The sequence below is a fragment of the Rhodovulum visakhapatnamense genome, from assembly GCF_004365965.1.
GTDB classification, from domain to species: domain Bacteria; phylum Pseudomonadota; class Alphaproteobacteria; order Rhodobacterales; family Rhodobacteraceae; genus Rhodovulum; species Rhodovulum visakhapatnamense.
The window spans coordinates 209,682-233,922 of sequence record NZ_SOEB01000001.1 but is presented as its reverse complement, the minus strand read 5'-3'; the positions used below and the strand labels follow the sequence as shown (position 1 = coordinate 233,922).

At 67.6% G+C, this 24,241-nt stretch carries 20 protein-coding genes and 1 pseudogene; 15 read left to right on the top strand and 6 right to left on the bottom strand.

The genetic code is table 11. The annotated features are described in order from the left end of the window. Nucleotides 1-49: 49 nt before the first annotated feature. The gene (gene metF / locus EV657_RS01100) at nt 50-919 is read left to right on the top strand and encodes a methylenetetrahydrofolate reductase [NAD(P)H] (protein ID WP_134076863.1); all 870 of its coding nucleotides are present in this window, start codon (nt 50-52) and stop codon (nt 917-919) included. A gap of 78 nt (nt 920-997) precedes the next feature. Here the strand turns inward: metF and EV657_RS01095 are convergent, their stop codons facing one another. Beyond that, nucleotides 998-3,286, bottom strand: a complete 2,289-nt coding sequence (locus EV657_RS01095; RefSeq protein ID WP_134076862.1) for a xanthine dehydrogenase family protein molybdopterin-binding subunit — start codon at nt 3,284-3,286, stop codon at nt 998-1,000. 121 nt (nt 3,287-3,407) lie between these two features. On the opposite strand from EV657_RS01095, the gene EV657_RS01090 reads away from it, so the two are divergent. Then, nucleotides 3,408-6,590 (top strand): valine--tRNA ligase, encoded by a 3,183-nt coding sequence (locus EV657_RS01090; RefSeq protein WP_134076861.1) that lies wholly within the window; start codon nt 3,408-3,410, stop codon nt 6,588-6,590. Nucleotides 6,591-6,738: 148 nt separating this feature from the next. Continuing rightward, nucleotides 6,739-8,685 carry a threonine--tRNA ligase gene (gene thrS / locus EV657_RS01085; RefSeq protein WP_113669583.1) on the top strand — a complete coding sequence of 649 codons (1,947 nt, stop codon included), beginning with the start codon at nt 6,739-6,741 and terminating at the stop codon, nt 8,683-8,685. 107 nt (nt 8,686-8,792) lie between these two features. Here the strand turns inward: thrS and EV657_RS01080 are convergent, their stop codons facing one another. Beyond that, nucleotides 8,793-9,119 carry an arsenate reductase family protein gene (locus EV657_RS01080; protein ID WP_075786426.1) on the bottom strand — a complete coding sequence of 109 codons (327 nt, stop codon included), beginning with the start codon at nt 9,117-9,119 and terminating at the stop codon, nt 8,793-8,795. A gap of 220 nt (nt 9,120-9,339) precedes the next feature. Here EV657_RS01080 and EV657_RS01075 point away from each other — a divergent pair, with 220 nt between their 5' ends. Continuing rightward, entirely contained in the window at nt 9,340-9,546 is a 207-nt protein-coding gene (locus EV657_RS01075) for a cold-shock protein (protein WP_075786427.1), read from the top strand. Between the two features lie 83 nt (nt 9,547-9,629). On the opposite strand, the gene EV657_RS01070 is transcribed toward EV657_RS01075, so the two are convergent. Then, nucleotides 9,630-10,028: a DUF2177 family protein gene (locus tag EV657_RS01070; protein ID WP_420029467.1), complete on the bottom strand. Its 399-nt coding sequence runs from the start codon at nt 10,026-10,028 to the stop codon at nt 9,630-9,632. A 223-nt stretch (nt 10,029-10,251) separates the two neighbouring features. On the opposite strand from EV657_RS01070, the pseudogene EV657_RS01065 reads away from it, so the two are divergent. From EV657_RS01065 to rpoN, 10 genes and pseudogenes are all read left to right on the top strand, one after another. Further along, a pseudogene (locus EV657_RS01065) lies at nt 10,252-10,688 on the top strand (GFA family protein). A 637-nt stretch (nt 10,689-11,325) separates the two neighbouring features. Further along, entirely contained in the window at nt 11,326-11,649 is a 324-nt protein-coding gene (locus tag EV657_RS01060; protein WP_075786430.1) for a HesB/IscA family protein, read from the top strand. Between the two features lie 17 nt (nt 11,650-11,666). Next, nucleotides 11,667-12,368: a NifU family protein gene (locus EV657_RS01055; protein WP_134076860.1), complete on the top strand. Its 702-nt coding sequence runs from the start codon at nt 11,667-11,669 to the stop codon at nt 12,366-12,368. 11 nt (nt 12,369-12,379) lie between these two features. Beyond that, on the top strand, nt 12,380-13,585 hold the full coding sequence (gene nifV, locus EV657_RS01050) for a homocitrate synthase (RefSeq protein WP_134076859.1): 1,206 nt from the start codon (nt 12,380-12,382) through the stop codon (nt 13,583-13,585). Then, nucleotides 13,582-13,917 carry a nitrogenase-stabilizing/protective protein NifW gene (gene nifW, locus EV657_RS01045; protein ID WP_243837454.1) on the top strand — a complete coding sequence of 112 codons (336 nt, stop codon included), beginning with the start codon at nt 13,582-13,584 and terminating at the stop codon, nt 13,915-13,917. Before nifV ends, nifW begins: the two co-directional genes overlap by 4 nt. Further along, nucleotides 13,914-14,846 (top strand): electron transfer flavoprotein subunit beta/FixA family protein, encoded by a 933-nt coding sequence (locus tag EV657_RS01040; protein WP_081382163.1) that lies wholly within the window; start codon nt 13,914-13,916, stop codon nt 14,844-14,846. Before nifW ends, EV657_RS01040 begins: the two co-directional genes overlap by 4 nt. Nucleotides 14,847-14,858: 12 nt before the next feature. Further along, entirely contained in the window at nt 14,859-15,950 is a 1,092-nt protein-coding gene (locus EV657_RS01035) for an electron transfer flavoprotein subunit alpha/FixB family protein (protein ID WP_075786434.1), read from the top strand. A gap of 12 nt (nt 15,951-15,962) precedes the next feature. Then, nucleotides 15,963-17,273, top strand: a complete 1,311-nt coding sequence (locus tag EV657_RS01030) for an FAD-dependent oxidoreductase (RefSeq protein ID WP_134076858.1) — start codon at nt 15,963-15,965, stop codon at nt 17,271-17,273. Further along, a complete protein-coding gene (locus EV657_RS01025; protein ID WP_113669576.1) occupies nt 17,270-17,581 on the top strand; it encodes a ferredoxin family protein in 312 nt (103 codons plus the stop codon). The genes EV657_RS01030 and EV657_RS01025 overlap by 4 nt, the downstream gene beginning before the upstream one ends. A gap of 125 nt (nt 17,582-17,706) precedes the next feature. Then, entirely contained in the window at nt 17,707-19,014 is a 1,308-nt protein-coding gene (gene rpoN, locus EV657_RS01020) for an RNA polymerase factor sigma-54 (protein WP_134076857.1), read from the top strand. Between the two features lie 60 nt (nt 19,015-19,074). Here rpoN and EV657_RS01015 read toward each other — a convergent pair whose 3' ends face one another. The 3 genes from EV657_RS01015 to EV657_RS01005 form a co-directional block, all read right to left on the bottom strand. Beyond that, the gene (locus EV657_RS01015; RefSeq protein ID WP_134076856.1) at nt 19,075-19,845 is read right to left on the bottom strand and encodes an HpcH/HpaI aldolase family protein; all 771 of its coding nucleotides are present in this window, start codon (nt 19,843-19,845) and stop codon (nt 19,075-19,077) included. 90 nt (nt 19,846-19,935) lie between these two features. Next, nucleotides 19,936-21,237, bottom strand: coding sequence for an HlyD family type I secretion periplasmic adaptor subunit (locus EV657_RS01010; protein ID WP_113669573.1), 1,302 nt, complete (start codon nt 21,235-21,237; stop codon nt 19,936-19,938). After that, nucleotides 21,234-22,991: a type I secretion system permease/ATPase gene (locus EV657_RS01005; protein WP_113669572.1), complete on the bottom strand. Its 1,758-nt coding sequence runs from the start codon at nt 22,989-22,991 to the stop codon at nt 21,234-21,236. The genes EV657_RS01010 and EV657_RS01005 overlap by 4 nt, the downstream gene beginning before the upstream one ends. Nucleotides 22,992-23,293: 302 nt before the next feature. On the opposite strand from EV657_RS01005, the gene EV657_RS01000 reads away from it, so the two are divergent. Continuing rightward, on the top strand, nt 23,294-24,178 hold the full coding sequence (locus EV657_RS01000; protein ID WP_075786441.1) for a LysR family transcriptional regulator: 885 nt from the start codon (nt 23,294-23,296) through the stop codon (nt 24,176-24,178). Nucleotides 24,179-24,241: the final 63 nt, after the last annotated feature.

Sequence of the window (24,241 nt, the reverse complement as noted above, 5' to 3'; positions counted from 1 at the left end):
GGCCATGCGACAAGGCTGCACCCTTCGAGACCCCACGGAGTGCCTGCCGATGACTGCCCCGCGCGTATCCTTCGAGTTCTTTCCGCCCCAGTCGCTGGAGGCGAGCTTTCGCCTCTGGGAGGCCGCTCAGGCGCTGGCGCCGCTGAAACCCGCCTTCGTGTCGGTGACCTACGGGGCGGGCGGGACCACCCGCAAGCTGACCCATGAGGCGGTGCAGACGATCCATACGCATTACAAGCTGAACGTGGCGGCGCATCTGACCTGCGTTGACGCGACCCGGGCCGAAACGCTGGAGATCGCCGAGGCCTATGCGGCGGCGGGCGTTACCGAGATCGTCGCGCTGCGGGGCGACCCGCCGAAGGACCAGGGCGCGTTCCGTCCGCATCCCGAGGGCTTTGCCAATTCCTGCGAGCTGATCGAGGCGCTGGCCGCGACCGGCAGTTTCCGGTTGCGCGTCGGCGCCTATCCCGACCCGCATCCCGAGGCGGGATCGGCCGACGCCGATGTGCTCTGGCTGAAACGCAAGTTCGAGGCGGGCGCGGATTCGGCCATCACCCAGTTCTTCTTCGAGGCCGAGACCTTCTTCCGGTTCCGCGATGCCTGCGAGAAGCAGGGGATCGACGGCGCGAAGATCATCCCCGGCATCCTGCCGATCGAGAAATGGGCGGGCGTGCGCCGCTTTGCCGAGCGCTGCGGGGCGCATGTGCCGCCGGGCATCGACGCGGCCTTCCAGACCGCGATCCGCGACGGCCGGGAAGAGCTTCTGGGCAAGGCGATGGCGACCGAGCTTTGCACCGAGCTGATGGAGGGGGGGGTGCGGGATTTCCATTTCTACACGCTGAACAAGCCGCACCTGACGCGCGACATCTGTCACGCGCTGGGTGTGCTGCCCGAGGCGCATCTGGAAAAGGTCGCCTGAGCGTGGCTGTACCGGGCGTCCGGCACGGACGACCGGTCCGAATTTTCTGCGAAAATTCGTGGCCCCGCGGGGAGGGCGTCAGGCTGCGGGCTGCAGCAGGCGCCAGACCCGTTCCGGGGTGAACGGCATGTCGGCCCGGCGCACCCCCTTTTCCCAGAGCGCGTCCAGCACCGCATTGCCGACCGCCGCCATCGACCCCACCGTCCCGGCCTCGCCGCAGCCCTTCATGCCCAGGCGATTCGTCGTCGAAGGCACGGGTTCGGTCGTGAAGGTCACGAAAGGCAAGTCGGCGGCACGCGGCATGGCATAATCCATGAAACTCGCGGTCAGAAGCTGGCCGTAATCATCATGCACCACTCGTTCGCAGATCGCCTGCCCAAGCCCCTGCGCCACCCCGCCATGGACCTGGCCCTCGGCCAGACGCGGATTGACCAGATTGCCGAAATCGTCGGTCACCGCATAGCGCAGCACCCGCGTCTCGCCGGTCTCGGGGTCGATCTCGACCTCGGCGACATGGGCGCCGTTGGGATAGGAGCGTCCCGGCAGCGTATAATCCGCGCGATGGCGCAACAGATCCGTCCGCCCCGCCGCCCGCGCCATCGCCGCCGCCTCGATCAGCCCCGGCGTCAGGTTCGAACCCGGCGCCCGGAACCGGCCCTCGTCGAAGCCGAGGGCTCCGGGATCGACCCCCATCTCGGCGGCCAGGAAGGGCGTGAAGGCCGCGACCATGACCTCGACCGCCGCCAGCGTCGCGCTGGCCTGGGTGGTGACCGAGCGCGAGCCGCCGGTGCCGCCGCCCGAGGCGATGCGGTCGCTGTCGCCCTGGATCACCCGGATCGCCGCGACCGGAAGCCCGGTCCGTTCGGCCAGGAAGCGGGCATAGACCGTCTCGTGCCCCTGCCCGTTCGACTGGGTGCCGACATAGAGATTGACCGTGCCTTCCGCGCAGAACTCGATCTCGGCCCCTTCGGTCGGATCGCCGAGGATCGCCTCGATGTAACAGCATAGCCCAAGCCCCCGAAGCCGCCCGCGCGCCGCACTTTCAGCCTTTCGCGCGGCAAAGCCCGCCCGGTCGGCGACCGCCTCGACCCGCGCCAGAACCCGGGCGAAATCGCCCACGTCATAGGTCTCGCCCGTGGGGGTGCGGTAGGGGAAGGCTGCAGGCGCGATGAAGTTCCGCCGCCGCAGATCCCACGGATCGACGCCCAGCTCGCGGGCCGCGACATCCATCATGCGTTCGAGCGCATAGATCGCCTCGGGCCGCCCGGCGCCGCGATAGGCATCGACCTGGGTGGTGTTTGTATAGACGCCTTTCACCGCGAGATAGGCCGCCGGAATGTCGTAGACGCCGGTCAGCACCTTCGAGAACAGCTCTGACTGGATCGGCTGGGCGTATTCGGAATTGTAGGCGCCAAGGTTCGAGAGGGTCTCGACCCGGTAGCCGGTGATCCGGTGGCCGGCATCGAAGGCCATCTCGACCATCGAGACGAGATCGCGGCCGGCATTGTCGGTCAGCATCGCCTCGGTCCGGTCCGACATCCAGCGCACCGGCCGGCCCAGCGCCCGCGCGGCATGGGCGATGACGTAATACTCGGGATAGCTCATCGCCTTCATGCCGAAGCCGCCCCCGACATCGGGGTTGGTCACCCGCACCGCGTCTTCGGGCAGCCCCAGCATCCGGGCCAGCTTGGCCTTCTGGCCCCAGACCCCCTGCCCGTTCACGCAAAGATGGAGCCGCCCGTCCGACCACTCGGCCCAGGCCCCGCGCGGTTCCATGGAATTGACGATCACGCGATGGTCCGAGACCTCCAGCCGCACCGTCCGCGCCGCCGCGCGAAACGCCTCATGCACCGCCGCCTCGTCGCCCATGGCCCAGTCATAGGCAAGGTTCAGCGGCGCCTCGGGATGGATCTGCGGCCCGCCCACGGTCAGCGCCAGATGCGGATCGAGGTCGTGCAGATCGAACTCGATCTCTTCGGCGGCGTCCTTCGCGGCCAGCGGGGTCTCGGCGATCACCACCGCCATCGCCTCGCCGACGAAGCGCACGCGGTCCCGGGCCAGCACGGGCCGCGCGGGCGCCGCCCCCTTGCTGCCGTCGCGATTGGTGACCACGGTCGCGCGCATCGACAGATCGACCCCCGCCGCCGTCAGATCGGCCGCAGTCAGCACCGCCACGACCCCGGGCGCTGCGGCCGCGGCGCCGACATCCAGCGCGCGGATCTCGGCATGGGCGACGGGGCTGCGCAGAAACACCGCATGCAATGCCGAGGCCGGTGCGATATCGTCCACATAGCGCCCCTGCCCCGTCAGAAAGCGCAGATCCTCGAACCGCGCGCCGGTCTGGCTCTTGCCGAATTTGCTGTCCATCCGTCCTGTCCTCCCTGTTGCGGCGAGGGTAGCGGCGGCGGGGCATCTGTCCAGAGGGCTTGGCCTTGGCGCCGCCTTTCGCTAATCACGCCGCAGCCCAATTCGATGCAAGGGATCTCCGATGCCCATGGAAAAGACTTTCGACGCCGCCGAAGCCGAACAGCGCCTCTACGAGGCCTGGGAAAAGGCCGGCTGCTTTACCGCCGGGGCGAACGCCTCGCGCCCCGAGACCTTCTGCATCATGATCCCGCCGCCGAACGTGACCGGCAGCCTGCATATGGGTCACGCCTTCAACAACACCCTGCAGGACATCCTGGTGCGCTGGCACCGGATGCGCGGCTTCGACACGCTGTGGCAGCCGGGTCAGGACCATGCGGGCATCGCCACCCAGATGGTCGTGGAACGGCAACTGGCGAAGGAAGGCAATCCCGGCCGCCGCGAGATGGGCCGCGAGAAATTCCTTGAAAAGGTCTGGGACTGGAAGGGCCAGTCGGGCGGCACCATCGTCAATCAGCTCAAGCGCCTGGGCGCCTCCTGCGACTGGTCGCGCAACGCCTTCACCATGTCCGGCGCCCCCGGCGCGCCCGAGGGCGAGGACGGCAATTTCCACGACGCCGTCATCAAGGTCTTCGTGGACATGTACAACAATGGGCTCATCTACCGCGGCAAGCGGCTGGTGAACTGGGACCCGCATTTCGAGACCGCGATTTCCGACCTCGAGGTCGAGAACATCGAGGTTCCCGGCCACATGTGGCACTTCAAGTACCCGCTGGCCGGCGGCGAAACCTATACCTATGTCGAGAAGGACGAGAACGGGACCGTTATCCTTGAGGAGGAACGCGACTACATCTCGATCGCCACGACCCGGCCCGAGACCATGCTGGGCGATGGCGCCGTGGCCGTGCACCCCTCGGACGAGCGTTATGCGCCCATCGTCGGCAAGCTCTGCGAGATCCCGGTGGGGCCGAAGGAGCACCGCCGCCTGATCCCGATCATCACCGACGACTATCCCGACCCCGCCTTCGGGTCGGGCGCGGTCAAGATCACCGGGGCGCATGACTTCAACGACTACGGCGTCGCGCAGCGCAACGGCATCCCGAAATACCGGCTGATGGACACCCGGGCGCATCTGCGCGAGGACGGCGCCCCCTATGCCGACTGTGCGCGGCAGGCCCAGGCGATCCTCGGCGGCGCCGAGGCGAGCGAGGCGGAAATCGACGCGATCAACCTCGTGCCCGACCATCTGCGCGGGCTCGACCGGTTCGAGGCCCGCAAGCGCGTGATCGACGAGATCACGGCCGAGATGCTGGCGGTGATGACCCGCGCCGACGATCCCCGGCTGGGCAAGGCGGCCCTCGAGCCCGGTGCGGAGGGCGCGGACGCGCTTGTGCCGCTGGTCGAGGCGAAACCGATCATGCAGCCCTTCGGCGACCGTTCGAAGCAGGTGATCGAGCCGATGCTGACCGACCAGTGGTTCGTCGATACCCAGAAGATCGTCGGCCCGGCGCTTGACGCCGTCCGCAAGGGAATGGCGGCCCAGGAAGCGGGCGCATTCGACGAGACGGCCGGATATACCCGCATCCTGCCCGAACGCGACGCCAAGACGTACTTCCACTGGCTGGAGAATATCGAGCCCTGGTGCATCAGCCGCCAGCTCTGGTGGGGGCATCAGATCCCGGTCTGGTACGGGCTCGACCTCGACGCGTCCCATTTTGCCGACGACGAGGGCGACAACGCGCTCGATGACGTGGAACTCTACCGCCTGCTCAACGAGGGCTTCGTCCAGCGGGGCGCGCGCCATCACTGCGCCGCCGATTTCGAGACGGTCACGGCGCAGTTCCAGGATGTGCTCGCCGGTCTGCCGGCGCCGCTGCATGCGATGCGGGTGGTCGAAGTCTCCGGCCGCACCGCCGCCGAAGAGGTGCTGGCCGAGAGCCTCGCGGACTACAATCTCAGCCAGGACCCGACCAGGCTGGTCTATCCGATCTGGCGCGACCCCGACGTGCTCGACACCTGGTTCTCGTCGGGGCTCTGGCCCATCGGCACGCTGGGCTGGCCCGAGACCACGCCGGAACTGGCGAAATACTTCCCGACCGACGTGCTGATCACCGGCTTCGACATCATCTTCTTCTGGGTCGCCCGGATGATGATGATGCAGCTCGCCGTGGTCGATCAGATCCCGTTCCACACCGTCTATGTCCATGCCCTCGTCCGCGACGAGAAGGGCAAGAAGATGTCGAAATCCCTGGGCAACGTGCTCGACCCGCTGGAGCTGATCGACGAATACGGCGCCGATGCGGTGCGTTTCACCCTGACCGCCATGGCCGCCATGGGGCGCGATCTGAAGCTGTCGACCAGCCGGATCGCGGGCTATCGCAACTTCGGCACCAAGATCTGGAACGCCACCCGCTTTGCCGAGATGAACGGCGTCTTCCAAGGCTATGCGCCGACCGGGGACATTCCCGCCCCCGGCGAGACCGTGAACAAATGGATCGTGGGCGAGGTCGCGCGCGTCCGCGAGGCGGTCGACGAGGCGCTGGCGGCCTATCGCTTCAACGACGCGGCCAATGCGCTTTACGCCTTCGTCTGGGGCAAGGTCTGCGACTGGTATGTCGAATTCTCGAAACCGCTGCTGATGGACGGCACCGAGGCGCAGAAGGCCGAGACGCGGGCGACCATGGCCTGGGTCATCGACCAGTGCCTGATCCTGCTGCACCCGATCATGCCCTATATCACCGAGGAGCTCTGGGGCACGACCGCCGACCGGCGCAAGATGCTGGTCCATGCCGACTGGCCCGCCTACGGCGTCGATCTGATCGACGCGGGCGCCGACCGCGAAATGAACTGGGTGATCGCGCTGATCGAGGAAATCCGCTCGGCCCGGGCTCAGATGAACGTGCCCGCGGGCGCCAAGATCGCGATGCTTTACACCGAGCTGGACGAGGCGGGCAAAACCGCCTGGGCGCGCAACGAGGCGATGATCCAGCGCATGGCCCGGATCGAAAGCCTGACCGAGGCGAAGACCCTGCCCAAGGGCTGCGTGACCATCGCCGTCGAGGGCGGCGCATTCGCGCTGCCGCTTGAGGGCATCATCGACGTGGCCGAGGAAAAGGCACGGCTGGAAAAGACGCTGTCGAAGCTCGAAAAGGACCTCAAGGGGCTCGAAGGCCGCCTGAAGAACCCGAAATTCGTCGAAAGCGCCCCCGAGGACGTGGTCGAGGAAACGAAGGATCTGGCTGCCGCCAAGACCGAAGAGGCCGCGAAACTGCGCGTCGCGCTCGAAAGGCTGGCCGAACTCGCCTGATCCGAGCCGCATGCGGCTCCCCTGCCGCCCGGGCTGCCCTGCCGCAGCCCGGGCGGCTTGACTTGAGCCCCGCGCAGGTTCACTAGACCAACCGACATAACCCGCAACCGGGCGTTCCGTGGGCGCCAAACCGACGAGGAGGCCGATCATGGGCCAGATCACTCTCACTTTCCCAGATGGCAATCAGCGTGCGGTCGAGGCCGGGACCACCCCCGCCGAGATTGCCGCGAGCATCTCGAACTCCCTGGCCAAGAAGGCGATTTCGGCGCAGGTCAATGGCCGCCATTTCGACCTGCAATGGCCGATCACCGAAGATGCCTCGATCGCCATCAACACCATGAAGGACGACGCCCCGGCGCTGGAGCTGATCCGGCACGATCTGGCGCATATTATGGCGCGCGCGGTGCAGGCGCTGTGGCCCGATGTGAAGGTCACCATCGGCCCGGTCATCGAAAACGGCTGGTATTACGATTTCGACCGCGCCGAGCCCTTCACCCCCGAGGATCTGGGCCAGATCGAGGCGAAGATGAAAGAGATCATCAACGCCCGCGACCCGGTCCGCACCGAGATCTGGGACCGCGCCCGCGCGATCAAGCATTACGAGGACAATGACGAGCCCTACAAGGTCGAACTCGTCGGCATGATCCCCGAGGATCAGCAGATCCGCATGTACTGGCATGGCGAGTGGCAGGACCTCTGCCGCGGGCCGCATCTGCAACATACGGGCCAGGTGCCGGGCGATGCCTTCAAGCTGATGAAGGTCGCGGGCGCCTATTGGCGGGGCGATTCCAACCGGCCGATGCTGCAGCGGATCTATGGCGTGGGCTTCCGCACCCGGCAGGAGCTGAAGGATTACCTGACCTTCCTCGAAGAGGCCGAAAAGCGCGACCACCGCCGTCTGGGCCGCGAGATGGATCTGTTCCACCTGCAGGAAGAAGCCCCGGGCCAGATCTTCTGGCACCCGAACGGCTGGAAGATCTACACCACGCTTCAGGATTACATGCGCCGCCAGCAGGAGCGCGACGGCTATGTCGAGGTCAACACCCCGCAGGTCGTCGACCGCAAGCTGTGGGAAAAATCGGGCCACTGGGACAATTACCAGGAAAACATGTTCATCGTCGAAGTCGACGAGGACCATGCCCGCCAGAAGGCCGTCAACGCGCTCAAGCCGATGAACTGCCCCTGCCATGTGCAGATCTTCAACCAGGGGCTCAAATCCTATCGCGACCTGCCGTTGCGGATGGCCGAATTCGGGTCCTGCAACCGCTATGAGCCCTCGGGCGCGCTGCATGGCATCATGCGGGTGCGCGGCTTTACCCAGGATGACGCGCATATCTTCTGCACCGAGGACCAGATCGAGGCCGAAGCGAAGAAGTTCATCGACTTCCTGGCGAAGATCTATGCCGATCTCGGCTTCGAGAACTGGCGGGTCAAGCTGTCGACCCGGCCCGAGAAACGCATCGGCAGCGACGAAAGCTGGGACCGCACCGAAGCCGCGCTGGGCTCTGCCTGCCGTGCTGCGGGGTATGAGTACGAGATCAACGAGGGCGAAGGCGCGTTCTACGGGCCGAAGCTGGAATTCGTGCTGCGCGATGCCATCGGGCGCGACTGGCAATGCGGCACGCTGCAGGTCGACCCGAACCTGCCCGAACGGCTGGATGCCTCCTATATCGGCGCCGATGGCGAAAAGCACCGGCCCATCATGCTGCACCGCGCGGTCGTGGGCTCGTTCGAACGCTTCATCGGCATATTGATCGAGAACTACGCCGGCAAGCTACCCTTCTGGCTGGCGCCGCGGCAGGTGGTCGTTGCCTCGATCGTGTCGGATGCCGATGCCTATGTGCAGGAGGTGGTCGCGGCCCTGCGCGCGGCAGGCGTGCGGGCCGAGGCCGATATCCGCAACGAGAAGATCAACTACAAGGTCCGCGAGCATTCGCTGGCGAAGGTGCCGGTGATCCTGGCCATCGGCCAGCGCGAGGTCGAGGAGCGGACCGTCTCGGTGCGCCGTCTGGGCGACACCCGGACCGAAACCGCCGCCTTCGACGGCCTGCTGGCGCACCTGGCCGCCGAGGCGCGCGCGCCCGATCTGGCCTGAGCCGCGCGGCATACCACTGAGAAAGGCGCCGGACGACCGGCGCCTTTTTGCTGTTCAGGGACGCGGACGGTCCGCGTCAGCTTGCCCAGGGACGCGGACGGTCCGCGTCAGCTTGCCAGCGTCAGCGCGGTCGCGGCGTCCCAGCCCAGAAAAAGCCGACCCTCGGCTTCAATCACCGGGCGTTTCATCAGCGTCGGATGCGCGCAGAGCAGATCGAGCGGATCGGCCGCCCGCGCCGCCGCGTCCAGCTCGCGCCAGGTGGTCGACCGCCGGTTCACGAGCCCCGGCCCCAGCGTCTGGAGAAACCGCGCGATGTCGGCCCGCGGCAATGGCGCGTCGCGCACGTCGTGAAATACGACCGGCTTGCCCGTCCGCTCCAGCGCCGCCTTTGCTTTCCGGCAAGTGTCGCAGGTTTTTAAACCGTAAATTACCATTCCAAACCTCGATTGTTTCCGGGCGCAACCTAGCCGAGATTACGGCGCAATCTACAGGGCTCTTGATTTTTTCACGAATCTTACTGCATTGTTTCTTGTGTGACGGCAGACGACCTGGACGACCGCTCCTCCTTCAGGGGCAGCCGGGAGACTGGAAGACCTGGCTGTGACCTGCCGCGCCGCAATCCCGCGGGCGCGGAAACGACCGAGGAGACAGACGATGCCCACCGGCACCGTGAAATGGTTCAATACCACCAAAGGCTACGGCTTCATCGCGCCCGACGATGGCGGCAAGGACGTTTTCGTGCACATTTCCGCCGTCGAACGGGCCGGCATGACCGGCCTGACGGACAACCAGAAGATTGCCTATGAAATGATCGAAGGCCGCGACGGACGCAAGTCGGCCGGGGATCTCAGGGCCCTGTGATCGCTCCTGTGGGCGGTGGCAGCGCCGGCTGCCACCGTTACCCGACAACCTGACCTGAGGAAGAGCCGGAGGAAGGCGGCGCGTCAGACGAAGATCCGCGCCACATAGACCCCGATGCAGGCCGAGACCCCGGTCAGCAAGGTTCCCCAGCAGGTATCGAGCGCCACCTGAACCGGCGACCAGCGCCGCAGCGTGGCATAGTTGGTGACTTCATAGGTGCCGTAAGCCATCGCACCGACCACCATGCCCTCGATCAGCGCCTGCCCCGGATTGCCGCGCACCAGCGCAGGCCAGGACACCAGCCAGACCAGCCCCAGCACATAGGCCAGATAGAAGACCGCCGCCGCCCCCATGCGCGGACGGTCCCGCATCCAGTCGCCGAGATAGCGCGCGAAAAGCGGCTGCATGACCTTGCGCAGCATCAGCGCATCGAGCGCGAGAAACACCAGCGCCGTGACAAGATAAAGACTGATCGCAATGATGACGGACATGACCCTCGCTTTCCCGATTATTCCCTTACGGGCGGCCAACGTTCGGGCGTGGGCGCGGGTTCCCCGCTGGTCCCCCGGACGCCGGTCCCGGGGGCCGGTTTCGGGCAGGCCGCCCGGACCCGATGTCAATCGGCGGCAGGGCCGGCCATCTGTTCAAGCCCCTGCCCCCTGCCCCTGCCCGGGCGCAGGGCAACCGGACCGACGGAGACAGGCCATGCCCCCGATCACCGGCAGCTGCCTTTGCGGCGCGATCCGCCTTGTGGCCTCCGGCCCGCCGCTGCGGGTGGGCATCTGCCATTGTCCGGACTGCCGCAGGCATCATGGCGCCGTCTTCTACGCAGCGGCGATCTTTCCCGAGGCGGCAGTCGCGATCCAGGGCGACCCAAGCCACGACCGGGGGCGGTATTTCTGCCCGGTTTGCGGCGCATCGGTCTGCGCGATAGGCGGCGATGAGATCGAGGTGCATCTGGGCACGCTCGATACCCCCGGTGTTTTCGTTCAAGCTACGAGACCTGGACTATTCGCCGCGAAAGCTGGGTGCGGACCGTCGCGGATGCCGCGCAATTCGCCCGCGACCGCGACGCGGACGACGCCTGGCTGTCACATCCCGCGAGATTGTGGACGCGCGGCCTGAACAGCTCGGGTCTGTGACGTTGCCAGTCCTTGAGGGTTGCGACGGGGGGGGCGCCGCTTCGGGGCTGAGTGCGGGAGCCGGGTGTTGTAGAGGTGGACGTGGCGCAGGAGGGTCTGCTTGACGATCCTTGCAAGCCCTCATTGATATCATTGCATTTTTCAGTGCACTTTTGGGTGTCTTGCGGCGTTTCCTTCCCAAATCGGCCCCATCGGCATCAAGCCCTGCGACCCCCCCACCTATTGCAAACAACTGAAAAGGCGTGATATTTTTCTTCTCGACATCAAACCATCTGAACCGCGCCAACCGGGGGCGCTGCCCCCGGACCCCCGGGGTATTTCGGCCAAGAAGAAGATGCGAAACGTCCCGTTCTTCTTGGTGCAAATACCCTCCGCGCAGCGGCCGCGTCCCGCAGGGGCGCGGCCCGGCCCAAGGCCGGACAAGCGGGGCGAAAGCCCCGCGCAGGCCGGGCGCGGGAGCCTTCCCGGTTCTGACAATCTGTCGCAGCCCTCGTGTCGCATATCCGCCAAAGACACCACCGACAAAGCCGACACTGTAAAAGGCGGGGCAGGAAATCTCTTTTAAAGCAATGCCATGAAATCTTGGCACGCTCGTTGCTTCATTCCTGTCAGGGACCGAGACCGACAGGAGACAGCCATGATCCAGATCACCGAAGCCGCCAGAGACGCCATGGCCAGCGCAATCGAGGGCGCCGGACGCCCGATCGCCGGATTGCGCCTGATGGTGCAGTCGGGCGGCTGCGCCGGGCTGCAATATGCCATGGCGCTCGAACTGACCCGCGAAGAGACCGATGCCGTGGTCGAGGCCGCGGGCGGCGTCACCGTGCTGATCGATCCGGACAGCCAGGGCTACCTGCTCGGCACCACCATCGACTTCGTCTCGGGGCTCGAGGGCTCGGGCTTCGTCTTCGACAATCCCAATGCCAAAAGCGGCTGCGGGTGCGGCAAATCCTTCTGCTGATGCCCCCGGAGAGAGAGATGCTGGACTATTCCGAAATCCTCACCGACCATTTCCTGAACCCGCGCAACCGCGGCACGCTCGAGGGCGCCAATGCGCTGGGCGAGGCCGGGGCGGTGCGCAGCGGCAATGCCTTCCGCCTGACCCTGAAGATCGACGCCGGGCGCATCGCTGCCGCGATGTTCCAGTCGACCGGCGGCGGGCCCGAAGTCGCCGCGGGCTCGGCCCTGACAGAGCTGGTGATCGGCAAGGCGCTTGCCGAGGCGCGCAAGATCGACGCCGACGCCATCGAGGCCGCACTGGGCGGGCTGCCCGCCGAGGACCGCTCGGCCGCCGAGGTCGCGGCCGAGGGCCTTGTCGCCGCGCTGAAGGACTACGCCCAGCCCCCGGCCTTCCGGGCCGCCCAGGGCATCCGGGTCGCCCAGCCGCTGGGCGTTGCCCCGATCAAGCCCGCGCGGCCCTCGACAGCCGGCGCCCCCAGGCTTTCGGCCAACGAGGAACGCGCCCGGGTCGAGGCGGTGCTGGAGGAAATGCGGCCCCGGTTTCGCGCCGATGGCGGCGATGTTGCCTTCCACGACATTCTGGGTCCCCGGGTCCGGGTGCATCTGAAGGGCAGCTGCTCGGGTTGCCAGTTGGCCGGGCTGACCCTCGGCGGCCTGCAGAAACGACTTGCCGAGGAACTCGGCCGGCCGGTCTTCGTCGTTCCCGCCCCCAGCCGTTGAGGACCACCGCCATGACTGCCCCCTATGTCCCCGACCAGTTCACCCCCGCCCCGCCCCCGGCCGAGATCTGCGACACCACGCTCCGGGACGGCGAACAGGCGGCGGGCGTCGCCTTCTCGGCCGCCGAGAAGGTCGAGATCGCGGTGGCGCTCGACCGGGCGGGCGTGGCCGAGATCGAACTGGGCGTGCCCGCCATGGGCATGGCCGAGGTTGCGGCGATCCGCGAGGCGGGCGCGCATCTGACCCGCGCCCGGGGCGTCGCCTGGTGCCGGCTGCGCGACAGCGACCTGGAACTGGCGGCGATGACCGCGCTGTCGCGCATCCACCTGACGGTGCCCGCCTCGGACCGCCAGCTTGCAGGCAAGCTGGGCCGCGACCGCGACTGGGCGCTGAAAGAGGTTTCGCGGCTGGTCGGGCTGGCCGCGCGGGCGGGTTTTGCGGTATCGGTCGGCGCCGAGGATGCCTCGCGCGCCGATATCGGCTTTCTGGCCCAGCTCGCGCAGGTCGCGGCCGAGGCGGGCGCGATCCGGATGCGGCTGGCCGATACGCTGGGGCTGATGGACCCGTTCGCGGCCCATACGCTGGTCTCGATCCTGGCGCCGGGGCCGCTGCCGCTGGAATTTCACGCCCATGACGATCTGGGGCTCGCCACCGCCAACACCCTGGCCGCCCATCGCGGCGGCGCGGCCTTCCTGTCGGTGACGATCAACGGGCTTGGCGAACGCGCGGGCAATGCCGCGCTGGAACAGGTCGTGGCGGCGCTGGCCGTTCAGGGCCGGCCGACCGGGGTTGCGCTCGATAGGCTTTGCGGGCTGTCGCAGATCGTCGCCCGGGCCTCGAACCGGCCGCTGTCGCCGACCCGGCCCATCGTCGGCGCCAATGTCTTCAGCCATGAAAGCGGCATCCATGTCGACGGGCTTCTGAAGGACCCCGGTACCTACGAGGCCCAGGCGCTGAGCCCGGCCCGCTTCGGCCGCGCCCGCGAAATCGTGCTGGGCAAGCATTCGGGGCTGGCAGCCCTGATCCAGGCGCTGGCGGCCGCGGGCCTGCCCTCGGACGAGACCACCGCGCGCGCCGTGCTGCCGCTTCTGCGCGACTGGGCCGACCGCGAAAAGCGCGCGGCCACCCCGGCCGATCTCATTCTTCTCACCGCCCGGGCCGAGGCGCTTGCCCGCCATCCCGGACCGACCGAAACCCAAGAACGGAGCCTGACATGACACGCCCCGCGCCCCGGCCGAGCATGCTCGACCAGCTCTACGCCCTGTCCTCGGCCGAAGACATCTTCGCCTTTCTCGACCTGCCTTTCGATCAGGCGGTGCTCAACCGGGCGCGTCTGCATGTGATGAAGCGGATGGGCCAGTATCTGGCCGACTCCGATCTCGGCCAGCTTGACGACGAGGGCGTGCGCGCCGCCGCCCGCGCGGCCCTGCAAAAGGCCCATGCCGATTTCGTCAATTCCACCCCGCGCGCCCAGAAGGCGCTGAAGATCTACACGCAACCGCGCGGCAATGTCGTGCCGATGGAGGGGCTTCGGCTGTCTGTCCAATGAGCGAGAAACTGCACGAACCCGACTTCCCCGCCGCCGAGGCCATCGACGCGCCCGAAGAGCCCGTCGAGACCCGGACGGGCCTCAACATCGTCGTCTGCATCAAGCAGGTGCCGGATTCGGCCCAGATCCGGGTCCACCCGGTCACCAACACGATCATGCGTCAGGGCGTGCCGACGATCATCAACCCCTATGACCTGTTCGCGCTCGAAGAGGCGATGCGGCTTCGGGACGATTACGGCGGGACGGTCACCGTCCTGACCATGGGCCCGCCCATGGCCGAGGACGCGCTGCGCCGCGCGCTGGGTCTTGGCGCCGACAAGGCGGTGCTGATCACCGACCGCCGCTTTGCCGGGTCGGACACGCTGGCCACGTCCTTCGCGCTGACCTCGGCGCTGACCAAGCTGGCCGAGGAGGCGCCCATCGACATCGTCTTCACCGGCAAGCAGACCATCGACGGCGACACCGCGCAGGTGGGCCCCGGCATCGCCCGGCGGATGGGGCTGAACCAGCTGACCTATGTCTCGGCCATCGACTCGCTGGAAACCGAGGCCGCCACCATCACCGTGCGCCGCCGGTCCGAGGGCGGGGTGCAGGTGCTGCAATCGAAGCTGCCCTGCCTCATCACCATGCTCGAGGACACCAACCACCTGCGCCGCGGCACCCTGCAGGACATGCTGCGCGCCGCCCGCGCGCCGCTGACGGTCTGGTCGGCCGACGATGCGGGCATCGAGGACCCGATGAAATGCGGCCTGCGCGGCTCGCCCACGGTCGTCAAGCGCGTCTTCGCGCCCCAGCCCCGCGCCGAGAAGGCCGAGATGGTCGCCGTCGAGGGCAAGACGCCCGCCCAGATCGGCGACGCGATCCTCGACGTTCTTTTCGCGAAGAGCCCGAAACTCGAGGCGGACGTGTCCGCCAAGATCACTGCGTAAGGAGATCGCGTGATGGCACAAGCTCCGCAAAACCCCGCCAGCAGCCGCGCTGCGATGCAGATGCAGCTGGCCGAGAAATTCAAGAGCTACAAGCATGTCTGGGTCTTCGTCGAGATCGAGCGCGGCAAGGTCCACCCGGTGTCGTGGGAGCTGATGGGCGAAGGCCGCAAGCTGGCCGATGACCTGGGCGTCGATCTGTGCGGCGTCGTTCTGGGCCCGCGCGACGAGGGCACCAAGCAGGCGATCAAGGAGGCCTATCACTACGGCGCCGATGTCTGCTATATCTGCGAGGACCCGCTGCTCGCCGATTACCGCAACGAGCCCTATACCCGGGCGATGACCGATCTGGTCAACAAGTACCAGCCCGAGATCCTGCTCTTGGGCGCGACGCCTCTGGGCCGCGACCTCGCGGGATCGGTCGCGACCACGCTGCAGACCGGGCTGACGGCCGACTCGACCGAACTGAAGATCGCCGACGACAAGTCGCTGGCCGCGACCCGGCCGACCTTCGGCGGCACGCTTCTGTGCACCATCCACACGCTGAACCACCGCCCGCAGATGGCGACGGTGCGGCCCCGCGTGATGGCGATGCCCGAGCCCGACACCTCGCGCTCGGGCCGGATGGTCTGGCATTCGCTGCGGATGAAGGAAGACGACATCGTCACCAAGGTGCTGGAATTCGTCTCGGACGCGCAGGTCGAGAAGGCCAACCTCGCCTATGCCGATATCGTGGTCGCGGGCGGCATGGGGCTGCAGCAACCGCAGAACCTGGCGCTGGTGCAGCGGCTGGCCGCGGTGCTGGGCGCCGAATGGGGCGTGTCGCGGCCGCTGGTGCAGAAGGGCTGGGCGCCGGCCGAACGCCAGATCGGCCAGACCGGCAACACGATCCGGCCGAAGCTTTACATCGCCGCCGGGATCTCGGGCGCGATCCAGCACCGGGTGGGCGTCGAGGGGGCGGACCTGATCATCGCGATCAACACCGACCCCGAGGCCAAGATCTTCGAATTCGCCCATCTGGGCGTGGTGGCCGACGCGCTGACCGTGTTGCCGGCCCTGACCGACGCCTTCGCCCGCCGCCTTTCGGCGCGTGCGATGGCCAGCTGAGAGGACTGACCGATGCCTGCTGAACATTTCGATGCCATCGTCGTCGGGGCCGGTCCGTCCGGCAACGCGGCGGCCTACACGATGGGCAAGGCGGGACTGAACGTGCTGCAGATCGACCGGGGCGAATATCCCGGCTCGAAGAACGTGCAGGGCGCGATCCTCTATGCCGATGCCCTGGAACGCATCATCCCCGATTTCCGCGAGACCGCGCCTCTGGAACGCCATGTGGTGGAACAGCGGTTCTGGATGCTGTCGGAGAAATCCCACACCGGCACACACCACCGGTCGGACACCTTCAACGAGGAAAAACCCAACCGCTACACGATCCTGCGCGCGCAGTTCGACAAGTGGTTTTCCAAGCAGGTGCGCGAGGCCGGGGTCACGCTGATCACCGAGACCACGGTGACCGAGCTGGTCAAGAACGAGGTCGGCAAGGTCATCGGCGTGCTGACCGACCGCGAGGGCGGCCCGGTCTATGCCGATGTGGTGGTGCTGGCCGAGGGCGTGAACGGGCTCGTGGGCCAGCGGTCCGGCCTGCGGAGCGAGATCAAGCCGCAGCACGTGGCGCTTGCGGTCAAGGAAACCCATTTCCTGCCCGAGGAAACCGTGCGCGAGCGCTTCAACCTCGCCGACGAGGACGAGGGTGTGGTGATCGAGGTGCTGGGATCGGTGTCTTCCGGCATGGTCGGGACCGGGTTTCTTTACACCAACAAGGAATCGATCTCGATCGGCGTCGGCTGTCTGGTCGCAGATTTCGCCCGCGAGAAGATCCCGCCCTACGAACTGCTCGACCGGTTCAAGAACCACCCCTCGGTCAAGCCGCTGCTGAAGGGTGCCGAGATGAAGGAATATGTCGCCCACCTGATCCCCGAGGGCGGCTATGACGCGATCCCGCAGCTCACGGGCGACGGCTGGCTGATCGTGGGCGATGCCGGGCAGTTCGTGAACGCGGTCCACCGCGAGGGCTCGAACCTGGCGATGACCTCGGGACGGCTGGCAGGCGAAAGCCTGATCGCGCTGAAGGCGCAGGGCCTGCCCGCAACGAATGAGAACCTCAAGCTGTATCGCGACGCGCTGGAAGACAGCGTCGTGATCAAGGACCTCAAGAAATACCGCAAGATCCCGGGGCTGCTCGAGAAGAACCGGCAGCTTTTCACCACCTATCCCGCCTTGCTCAACCGCTCGATGAACGCTTTCCTGCGGGTCGACGGTCGCGACAAGCGGTCCAAGGAAGCCGAGATCCTGAAGGGTCTCAAGACAGCCCGCGGCAACTGGCTCAATGTTGCCTTTGACATGCTTAAACTGGCGAGGGCCTGGCGATGACGGACAAGACCAACGGCAGCAAATCCCCCCGCATGGAAGAGCGGCTTTATCAGAACCGCTACCAGGTGGACGAGGGTCGGCCGCATGTGAAGATCAACCATCAGCCGGGCGGCGACAGCGAAGAGCTGAAGGCGCTGATCAAGATCTGCCCGGCGGGCTGCTACTCGATCAACGAGGACGGCCAGGTCGAGGTGGCGGCGGATGGCTGCATGGAATGCGGCACCTGCCGGATCGTGTGCCAGGCCACGGGCGAACTGGAATGGTCCTATCCGCGCGGCGGCTACGGGATCCTCTTCAAATTCGGCTGAACGCCGCAAGATGAGGCAGCCCGGCCCGTTCCGCGCGGCCGGGCGCCTGCTCACAGGGCCTTCGGTCCCGGGCCGGGCGATCCCGTAATTGCCCCCGGCAACCGTTTCCGTGCTAGGATGCTGCCATGGAGATGACAGTTTCCCAGCGCCAGACCCAGGGTCTGGCCATGACCGCAAAGATGCAGGCGGCGCTCAAGATCCTGCAGATGACCGCGGTCGACCTGTCGGCCTATCTGGCCGAGGAGGCGCTGGAAAACCCCTGCCTTGAAGTCTCGGTGCCGCAGGCGTTGCGCGCCGTGCCGACAGGGGTCGCGGGCAGCGGCGCGGGGTCCGATTTCGACGCGATCGCGGCGCTGGCCTCCGACAAGCCAAGCCTTTACGAGCATGTGTTGCGCCAGATCGCGCTGGCCTTTCCCAATCCGCGCCTCGCCCGCGTGGCCGAAGCCTTTGCCGAGGCGCTGGAGCCGACCGGCTGGCTGGGCGCCGCGCCCGAGACCGTCGCCGCCGCGACCCGGGTGCCGCTGAGCGTCGCCGAGGCGGTGCTGGCGCGGCTGCAGCAGTTCGAACCGGCCGGTCTTTTCGCCCGGGGACTGGCCGAATGCCTCAGGCTGCAGGCCGAGGATCGGGGCATGCTGACCTGGGAACTGTCGGTGATCCTCGACAATCTCGATATGGTCGCCGCGGGCCGGATCGACGCGCTGGCCGACCTGTGCGACGGCACCCCCCAGGACGTGCGCAACGCCCTGCGGTCCATTCGCGGGCTCGACCCCAAGCCGGGGCTGGCCTTCGCCGCGACCGAACCGCCGATCCTGCCGCCCGATCTGCGGGTGATCCGCAAGGACGGCACCTGGGCGGTCGAGCTGAACCGCTCGAGCCTGCCCGCCATCAAGATCACCGAACCGCCGGACACCGGGCGCGATGCCGCCGCGCGGACCTTCGCTGCCCGCGCCCGGTCGCGCGCGCAGTGGCTGGCCCGCGCGGTCGAACGGCGGCATTCGACGCTGCTGGCGGCGGCGGTCTGTCTGGTGCGGCGGCAGACCGACTATCTGGACAGCGGGCCGCGTCATCTGCGCCCGCTCAGCACCGAGGACGTGGCCGGGGAACTGGGGCTGCATGCCTCGACTATCAGCCGCGCGGTGCTGCACCGGATGATCGAGACGCCCCGGGGCACGGTGCCGCTGCGGGCCTTCTTCAGCCGCGCCTTCACGCCCGGATCGGGCGAGGACGGGCCGTCGCAGGACGCGCTGATCGCGCTGGTGGGCGACATCGTGGCCAGGGAAAACCCGGCCCGGCCGCTGTCGGATGCGGCGATCGTGACCCAAGCCAAGGCGGCGGGCTTTACGCTGGCCCGCCGCACCGTCGCAAAATACCGCGACGTGCTGGGGATTCCGTCCTCCTATGACCGGCGGCACACGGCGCGGCTGTCGGCCTGAGCGCCACTCGGCGCGGCTGTATGTCAAGCGCCGCCCGGCGCGGCTGTCGGCCTGAGCGCCTCAGGCGCTGCCGAAGGCCTCGACCAGCGCCCTCGTCCCGTTTCGCAGCGACAGCATGTCGACGCCGACCGCCGTGAACCCGGTGCCAAGCGCGATGCAGTGCCGGGCGAAATCGGGATCGAGCGTCAGGATACCCGAGGGCACGCCCACGGCCTTCAGCCGGGCGATGGCGCCTTCGATGGCCGCAACCACGGCGGGATGCTCGGGCTGGCCCGGATGGCCCATGCTGGCCGAAAGATCCGCCGGACCGATGAAGATGCCGTCGACGCCCTCGACGGTCGCGATCTCTTCCAGCCGGTCGAGCGCGGCGGCGGTCTCGACCTGCAGGATCAGGCACAGCTCGTCCTCGGCGCGGCGGGTGTAGTCCTCGACCAGCCCGTAGCGGCTGGCCCGCGTCATCCCCGCGACACCCCGCAGCCCGCGCGGCGGATAGCGCATCGCGCGAACCGCCGCCTCGGCCTCGTCGCGCGATTGCACATAAGGCAGCATCAGCGTCTGCGCCCCCTGATCGAGATGGCGCTTGATCAGCACCCAGTCGTTGATCGCCGGTCGGACCACGGCCGAGGCCGCCGGATAGCCCGCCACCGCCTGCAACGCGGGCAGCGCATCGGTCACCTCCATCGCGCCATGTTCGGTGTCGATCACGATCCAGTCGAAGCCGCACGCGGCCAGACATTCGGTGACCGTCGGATGCGGGATCGCGTTCCACACCCCAAGCTGATGGCGCCCGTCCCTCAGCCCCGCCTTGAACCTGTTGACCGGATTTTCCATGCGTCTCCTCCCGCTTGCCCGTAACGGGGCGCAGGCTGCGACGCGGCCGGGCCGGGGTCAAGCCCGGACCGGCGGCCGGGCCGGGCGGGATCAGGTCTCGCGGAAGGCGCGCTCGAAATAGACCGCGAGCGGATGCAGCAGATAGGACAGAGGCGAGCGGTCGCGGGTGCGGATGAAGGATTCGACCGGCATGCCGGGCACCAGCTCGATATTCGGAAGCGCCGCCATCTCGTCGATATCGGGCTGAATCACCACCTCGTAATAGGTCTCGCGCGTCGCCTCGTCGGTCAGCGCATCGGCCGAGACCCGCAGCACGGTGCCCGAGACATTGGGCGTCGTGCGGCTGTCGAAGGTGGTGAATTTCAGCGAGACCGGCTGGCCCGGGAACACCTCGTCGATATCGGTGGTCTCGACCTTGGCCGACACCAGCAGCGCCTGCCCGCCCGGCACGACATAAAGCATCGGTTCAGCCGCCTGCACCACCGAGCCCAGGGCAAACACCTTCGAGCCGAAGACCACCCCGTCGACCGGGCTGCGCACGTCGAGCCGCGACAGCCGCTCGGTCAGGCTCAGCCGGCGTTCCTGCAGCTCGATTTCGGAATATTGCAGGTCGCGCAGCGTGGTGATCGCATCTTCGCGGCGGCTTTCCTGAAGCCGAAGCCCCTGCACCGCCAGTTCGGAAATCTTGGCGCGCAGCTCGGCCTCCTGCGAGGTCAACCGGCCGATATCGCCCTCAAGCCCCGCCTCTTCGCGCTGCAGGGCCAGAACCTGGCTCGCGGGCACGAGGTTCTGCTTGTAAAGCGTCATCTTGTCGGCCAGTTCCTTCTCGATCAGGGCAAGCTGCTTGACCAGCGCGCCCTGCTGAGACCCGGTACCGTCGATCTGGTTCTCGATCTGCACGGTCTGTTCGTGCAGCTGGTCCAGTTCCTGCGCCAGCGCGGCCTTGCGCGCGGCAAAGAGCCGGGTCTGGCCGTCGATATGTTCGGCCACCCAGAACGGTTCGATATTGCTGAAACTGTCGAGCCCGCTGAAATCGGGGCTGTCCACGCTGTCGCGCTCGGCCACCAGACGGGCCTTGCGGGCCTGGATCTCCAACAACTGCCGTTCGACGATCATCAGTTCGGACCGCAGGAAGGTGCCGTCGAGCCGCACCAGAACCTGACCCGCCGCGACCGTATCGCCATCCTTGGCCAGGATCTCGCCCACCACGCCGCCATCGGCATGCTGCACGACCTGACGTTCGGATTCGACCTTGATCGTGCCCGGCGCCACCACCGCGCCCGCGATGCTGGTCGCCACGCTCCAGACCCCGATGCCCCCGACCAGGCAGACCACGGCGATCATGCCCACCACCAGCGGCAGCCGGGCGCTGATCTGCGATTTCGCGCTCATCCCTGCGCCTCCTTCTGGGGCACCACGTTCACGCGCGCCGCGCCCATGGCACGCTGCACCTCGGGCGCGTTGCGGATCACGCTTTTCAACACCTCGTCGCGCGGACCCAGCGCCTTTTGCTGGCCCGCATCGATCACCATCAGCCGGTCGCAGACCGCGATGGCGGTCGGCCGGTGGGTCATGATCAGGACCGACTTGCCGGCGCGTTTCATGTCGGCGACGACCGCGTTCAGCGCCTCGGACCCGTCGGCATCGAGCGCCGAGTTGGGCTCGTCCAGCACCAGCAGCACCGGGTCGTGATAGAGCGCGCGCGCCAGTGCCAGCCGCTGGCGCTGACCGCCCGACAGAAGCCCGCTGCCCTCGATCAGCATGGTGTCGTAGCCCTGCGGCAGCTTGAGGATGATGTCATGCACCCGCGCCAGCGTGGCCGCCTGCACGACCCGCGCCGGATCGGGATTCAGTTCCATATGGGCGATGTTCTCGGCCACGGTGCCGTCGAAGAAGCGCACCTCCTGCGGCAGGCAGCCCATCACCCGGCCCAGCCGTTCGTGGCCGTATTGGTCGAGCGTCGCGCCCGCCAGCCGGACCTCGCCGGTGGTGGGCGGCAACAGGCCCTGGATGATCCGCGCCAGCGTGGTCTTGCCGACGCCGCTTTTGCCGATCACGCCCAGCGCCTCGCCGGGATTGAGCTCGAAGCTGATGCCCTGCAGCACCGGCGGCGCGCCGGGCGCCGAGGCGCGCAGACCGATATTCGTCACCGTCAGCTGCGCCACCGGATCGGGCAACTGGGTCGGCTGGATCCGCTCGGGCACCGTTTGCAGGAACTCGCCCAGCGTCTTCCAGCCGCTGCGGGCACGCTGGATCAGCGCCCACTGGCCCAGCACCTGCTCGATCGGCGCGAGCGCCCGGCCCATCAGGATCGACGAGGCGATCATCGCGCCCGGCGTCACCGCGTGCTGCAGCACCAGATAGGCGCCCAGCGCCAGCAGCCCCGATTGCAGGAAGAACCGGAAGGCGCGCGAGAAGCTGGCAAGCGTACCGCTGCGGTCGTTGGCATCCATGCCCTCGGCGCTGGCATCCTCCTGCATCCGCGCCCAGCGATCCGCCATGACCGAGGCCATGCCCTGCGACCAGATCAGCCCGCCGCCCTCTTCGGCCTGCCGTGCCAGCCGCGCCGCGCGCGAGGACTTGGCCTGCGACCGTTCCAGCGCCCCATTCGTGACCCAGCGGTTGATCAGCGTGGCCAGGATCAGCACGGCGCCGCCGCCGATGGCCGCCAGCCCCAGCAAGGGGTGGAACAGGAAGATCGCGGCCAGGAAGAACGGCGTCCAGGGCATGTCGAACAGCGCCAGCAGCACCGGCGCCGCAAAGAGGTTCCGGATCGCGTCGAGATCGCCGATGGCGGTCGCGCCCGGCCCCTGCCCGCCGCGCAGCGCCGCGCGTTCGACCATGGCCGAGAACACCCGCCGCGCCAGCGACGCCTGCAGCCGCGCGCCGATCCGGGCCATCACCCGGCCGCGGGCATAGTCGAGCAGCCAGTAGAAGAGATAAAGCGCGCCCACCAGGATGAAGAGCGCGACCAGCGTCTCTTCGGACCGCGAGCCCAGCACCCGGTCATAGACCTGCAGCATGAACAGCGGCCCGGTCAGCATCAGCAGGTTGGTGAAGACGCTGAAGACCAGCACCGCGACCAGCAGGCCGCGGCTTTGCGCCCGGCCCAGCGTCAGTTCCTTCTGCGGGGTTCTGAGGCTCATCGCGCGGCCCCCGCATCTCGGCCCGCTGCGGGCACGGGGTCGGGTCCCCGGTCCGGCGCAGTGCAGAACTGGCGGAACAGGCAAGGGGCGGGCTGGCGGGGCCTCATCTGGCGTCCTTTCGGTTCGGCCCCGTTGGCGCGCGGGGCCACGTGCCGCAGTCAAAACGGCTTCTCGGTCACTTTTCAAGCGCACGCATTCACGGCGACGCACGACACCCCCACAGATCGTATTCATGTTACAGTTCGGTTAAGGCCCTTTGCCGCGCGCGCCGCTTGGTGCAGTCTGGCGCCGGGAGGGGACCGATGATCGACAAGCTCGAGATGTTCATAGCGCTCGCGCGCGAGCGCCATTTCGGCCGCGCGGCCGAGGCCTGCGGGGTGACGCAGCCCACGCTTTCGGCCGCAATCAAGCAGTTGGAGGAACAGCTTGGCGTGCTTCTGGTCTGGCGCGGCTCGCGCTTCGGGGGGCTCACGCCCGAGGGCGCGCGGGTGCTGGAACGCGCCCGGGTGATCGTCGCCGATACACGGGCGCTGCGCGAGGAGATGCGCACCGCCAAGCGCGGGCTCTCGGGCGATCTGCGGCTGGCGGCGGTGCCGACCGCGCTGGCCGCGATCACCGCGCTGACCGGCCCATTGACGCTGCGTCACCCGAATTTGCGAATCACCGTCTTCTCGCGAAACTCGGCGGCCATCGTGCAGATGCTGGACGATCTGCAGGTCGATGCGGGAATCACCTATCTTGAAAACGAGCCGCTCGGCCGGGTCGCCACCGTCCCGCTTTATGCCGAGCATTACAATCTGGTGATGCGCGCCGATCATCCCCTGGCCGGGCGCGAGGCGGTGCCCTGGGCCGAGGCCGCGTCCGAGCCTTTGTGCCTGCTGACCCCCGACATGCAGAACCGCCGGATCGTCGACCGCCACCTGGCCGAAGCCGGCGCCGTGGCCCGGGCGCGGCTTGAATCGAATTCGCTGCTGGCGCTCATCGCCCATGTGCAGGCCTCGGGCTGGGTCACGATCCTGCCCTTGCGCAGCGCCCAGCCGTTTCTGGGCACCGGATCGCTGGTCGCGGTGCCGCTGACAGAGCCCGTGGCCGAGCATGTCGTCGGGCTGATCGCGCCCCATCGCGAACCGATGACGCCGGTGCTCGATGCCCTGATGGAGGCCGCCCGCAAGGCGGCTTTTCAATAGATTATTTCTATCGCCCGACGAATCGCGGGCATTGATCCCGCCGGGGGCGAGTCGGCACACTAT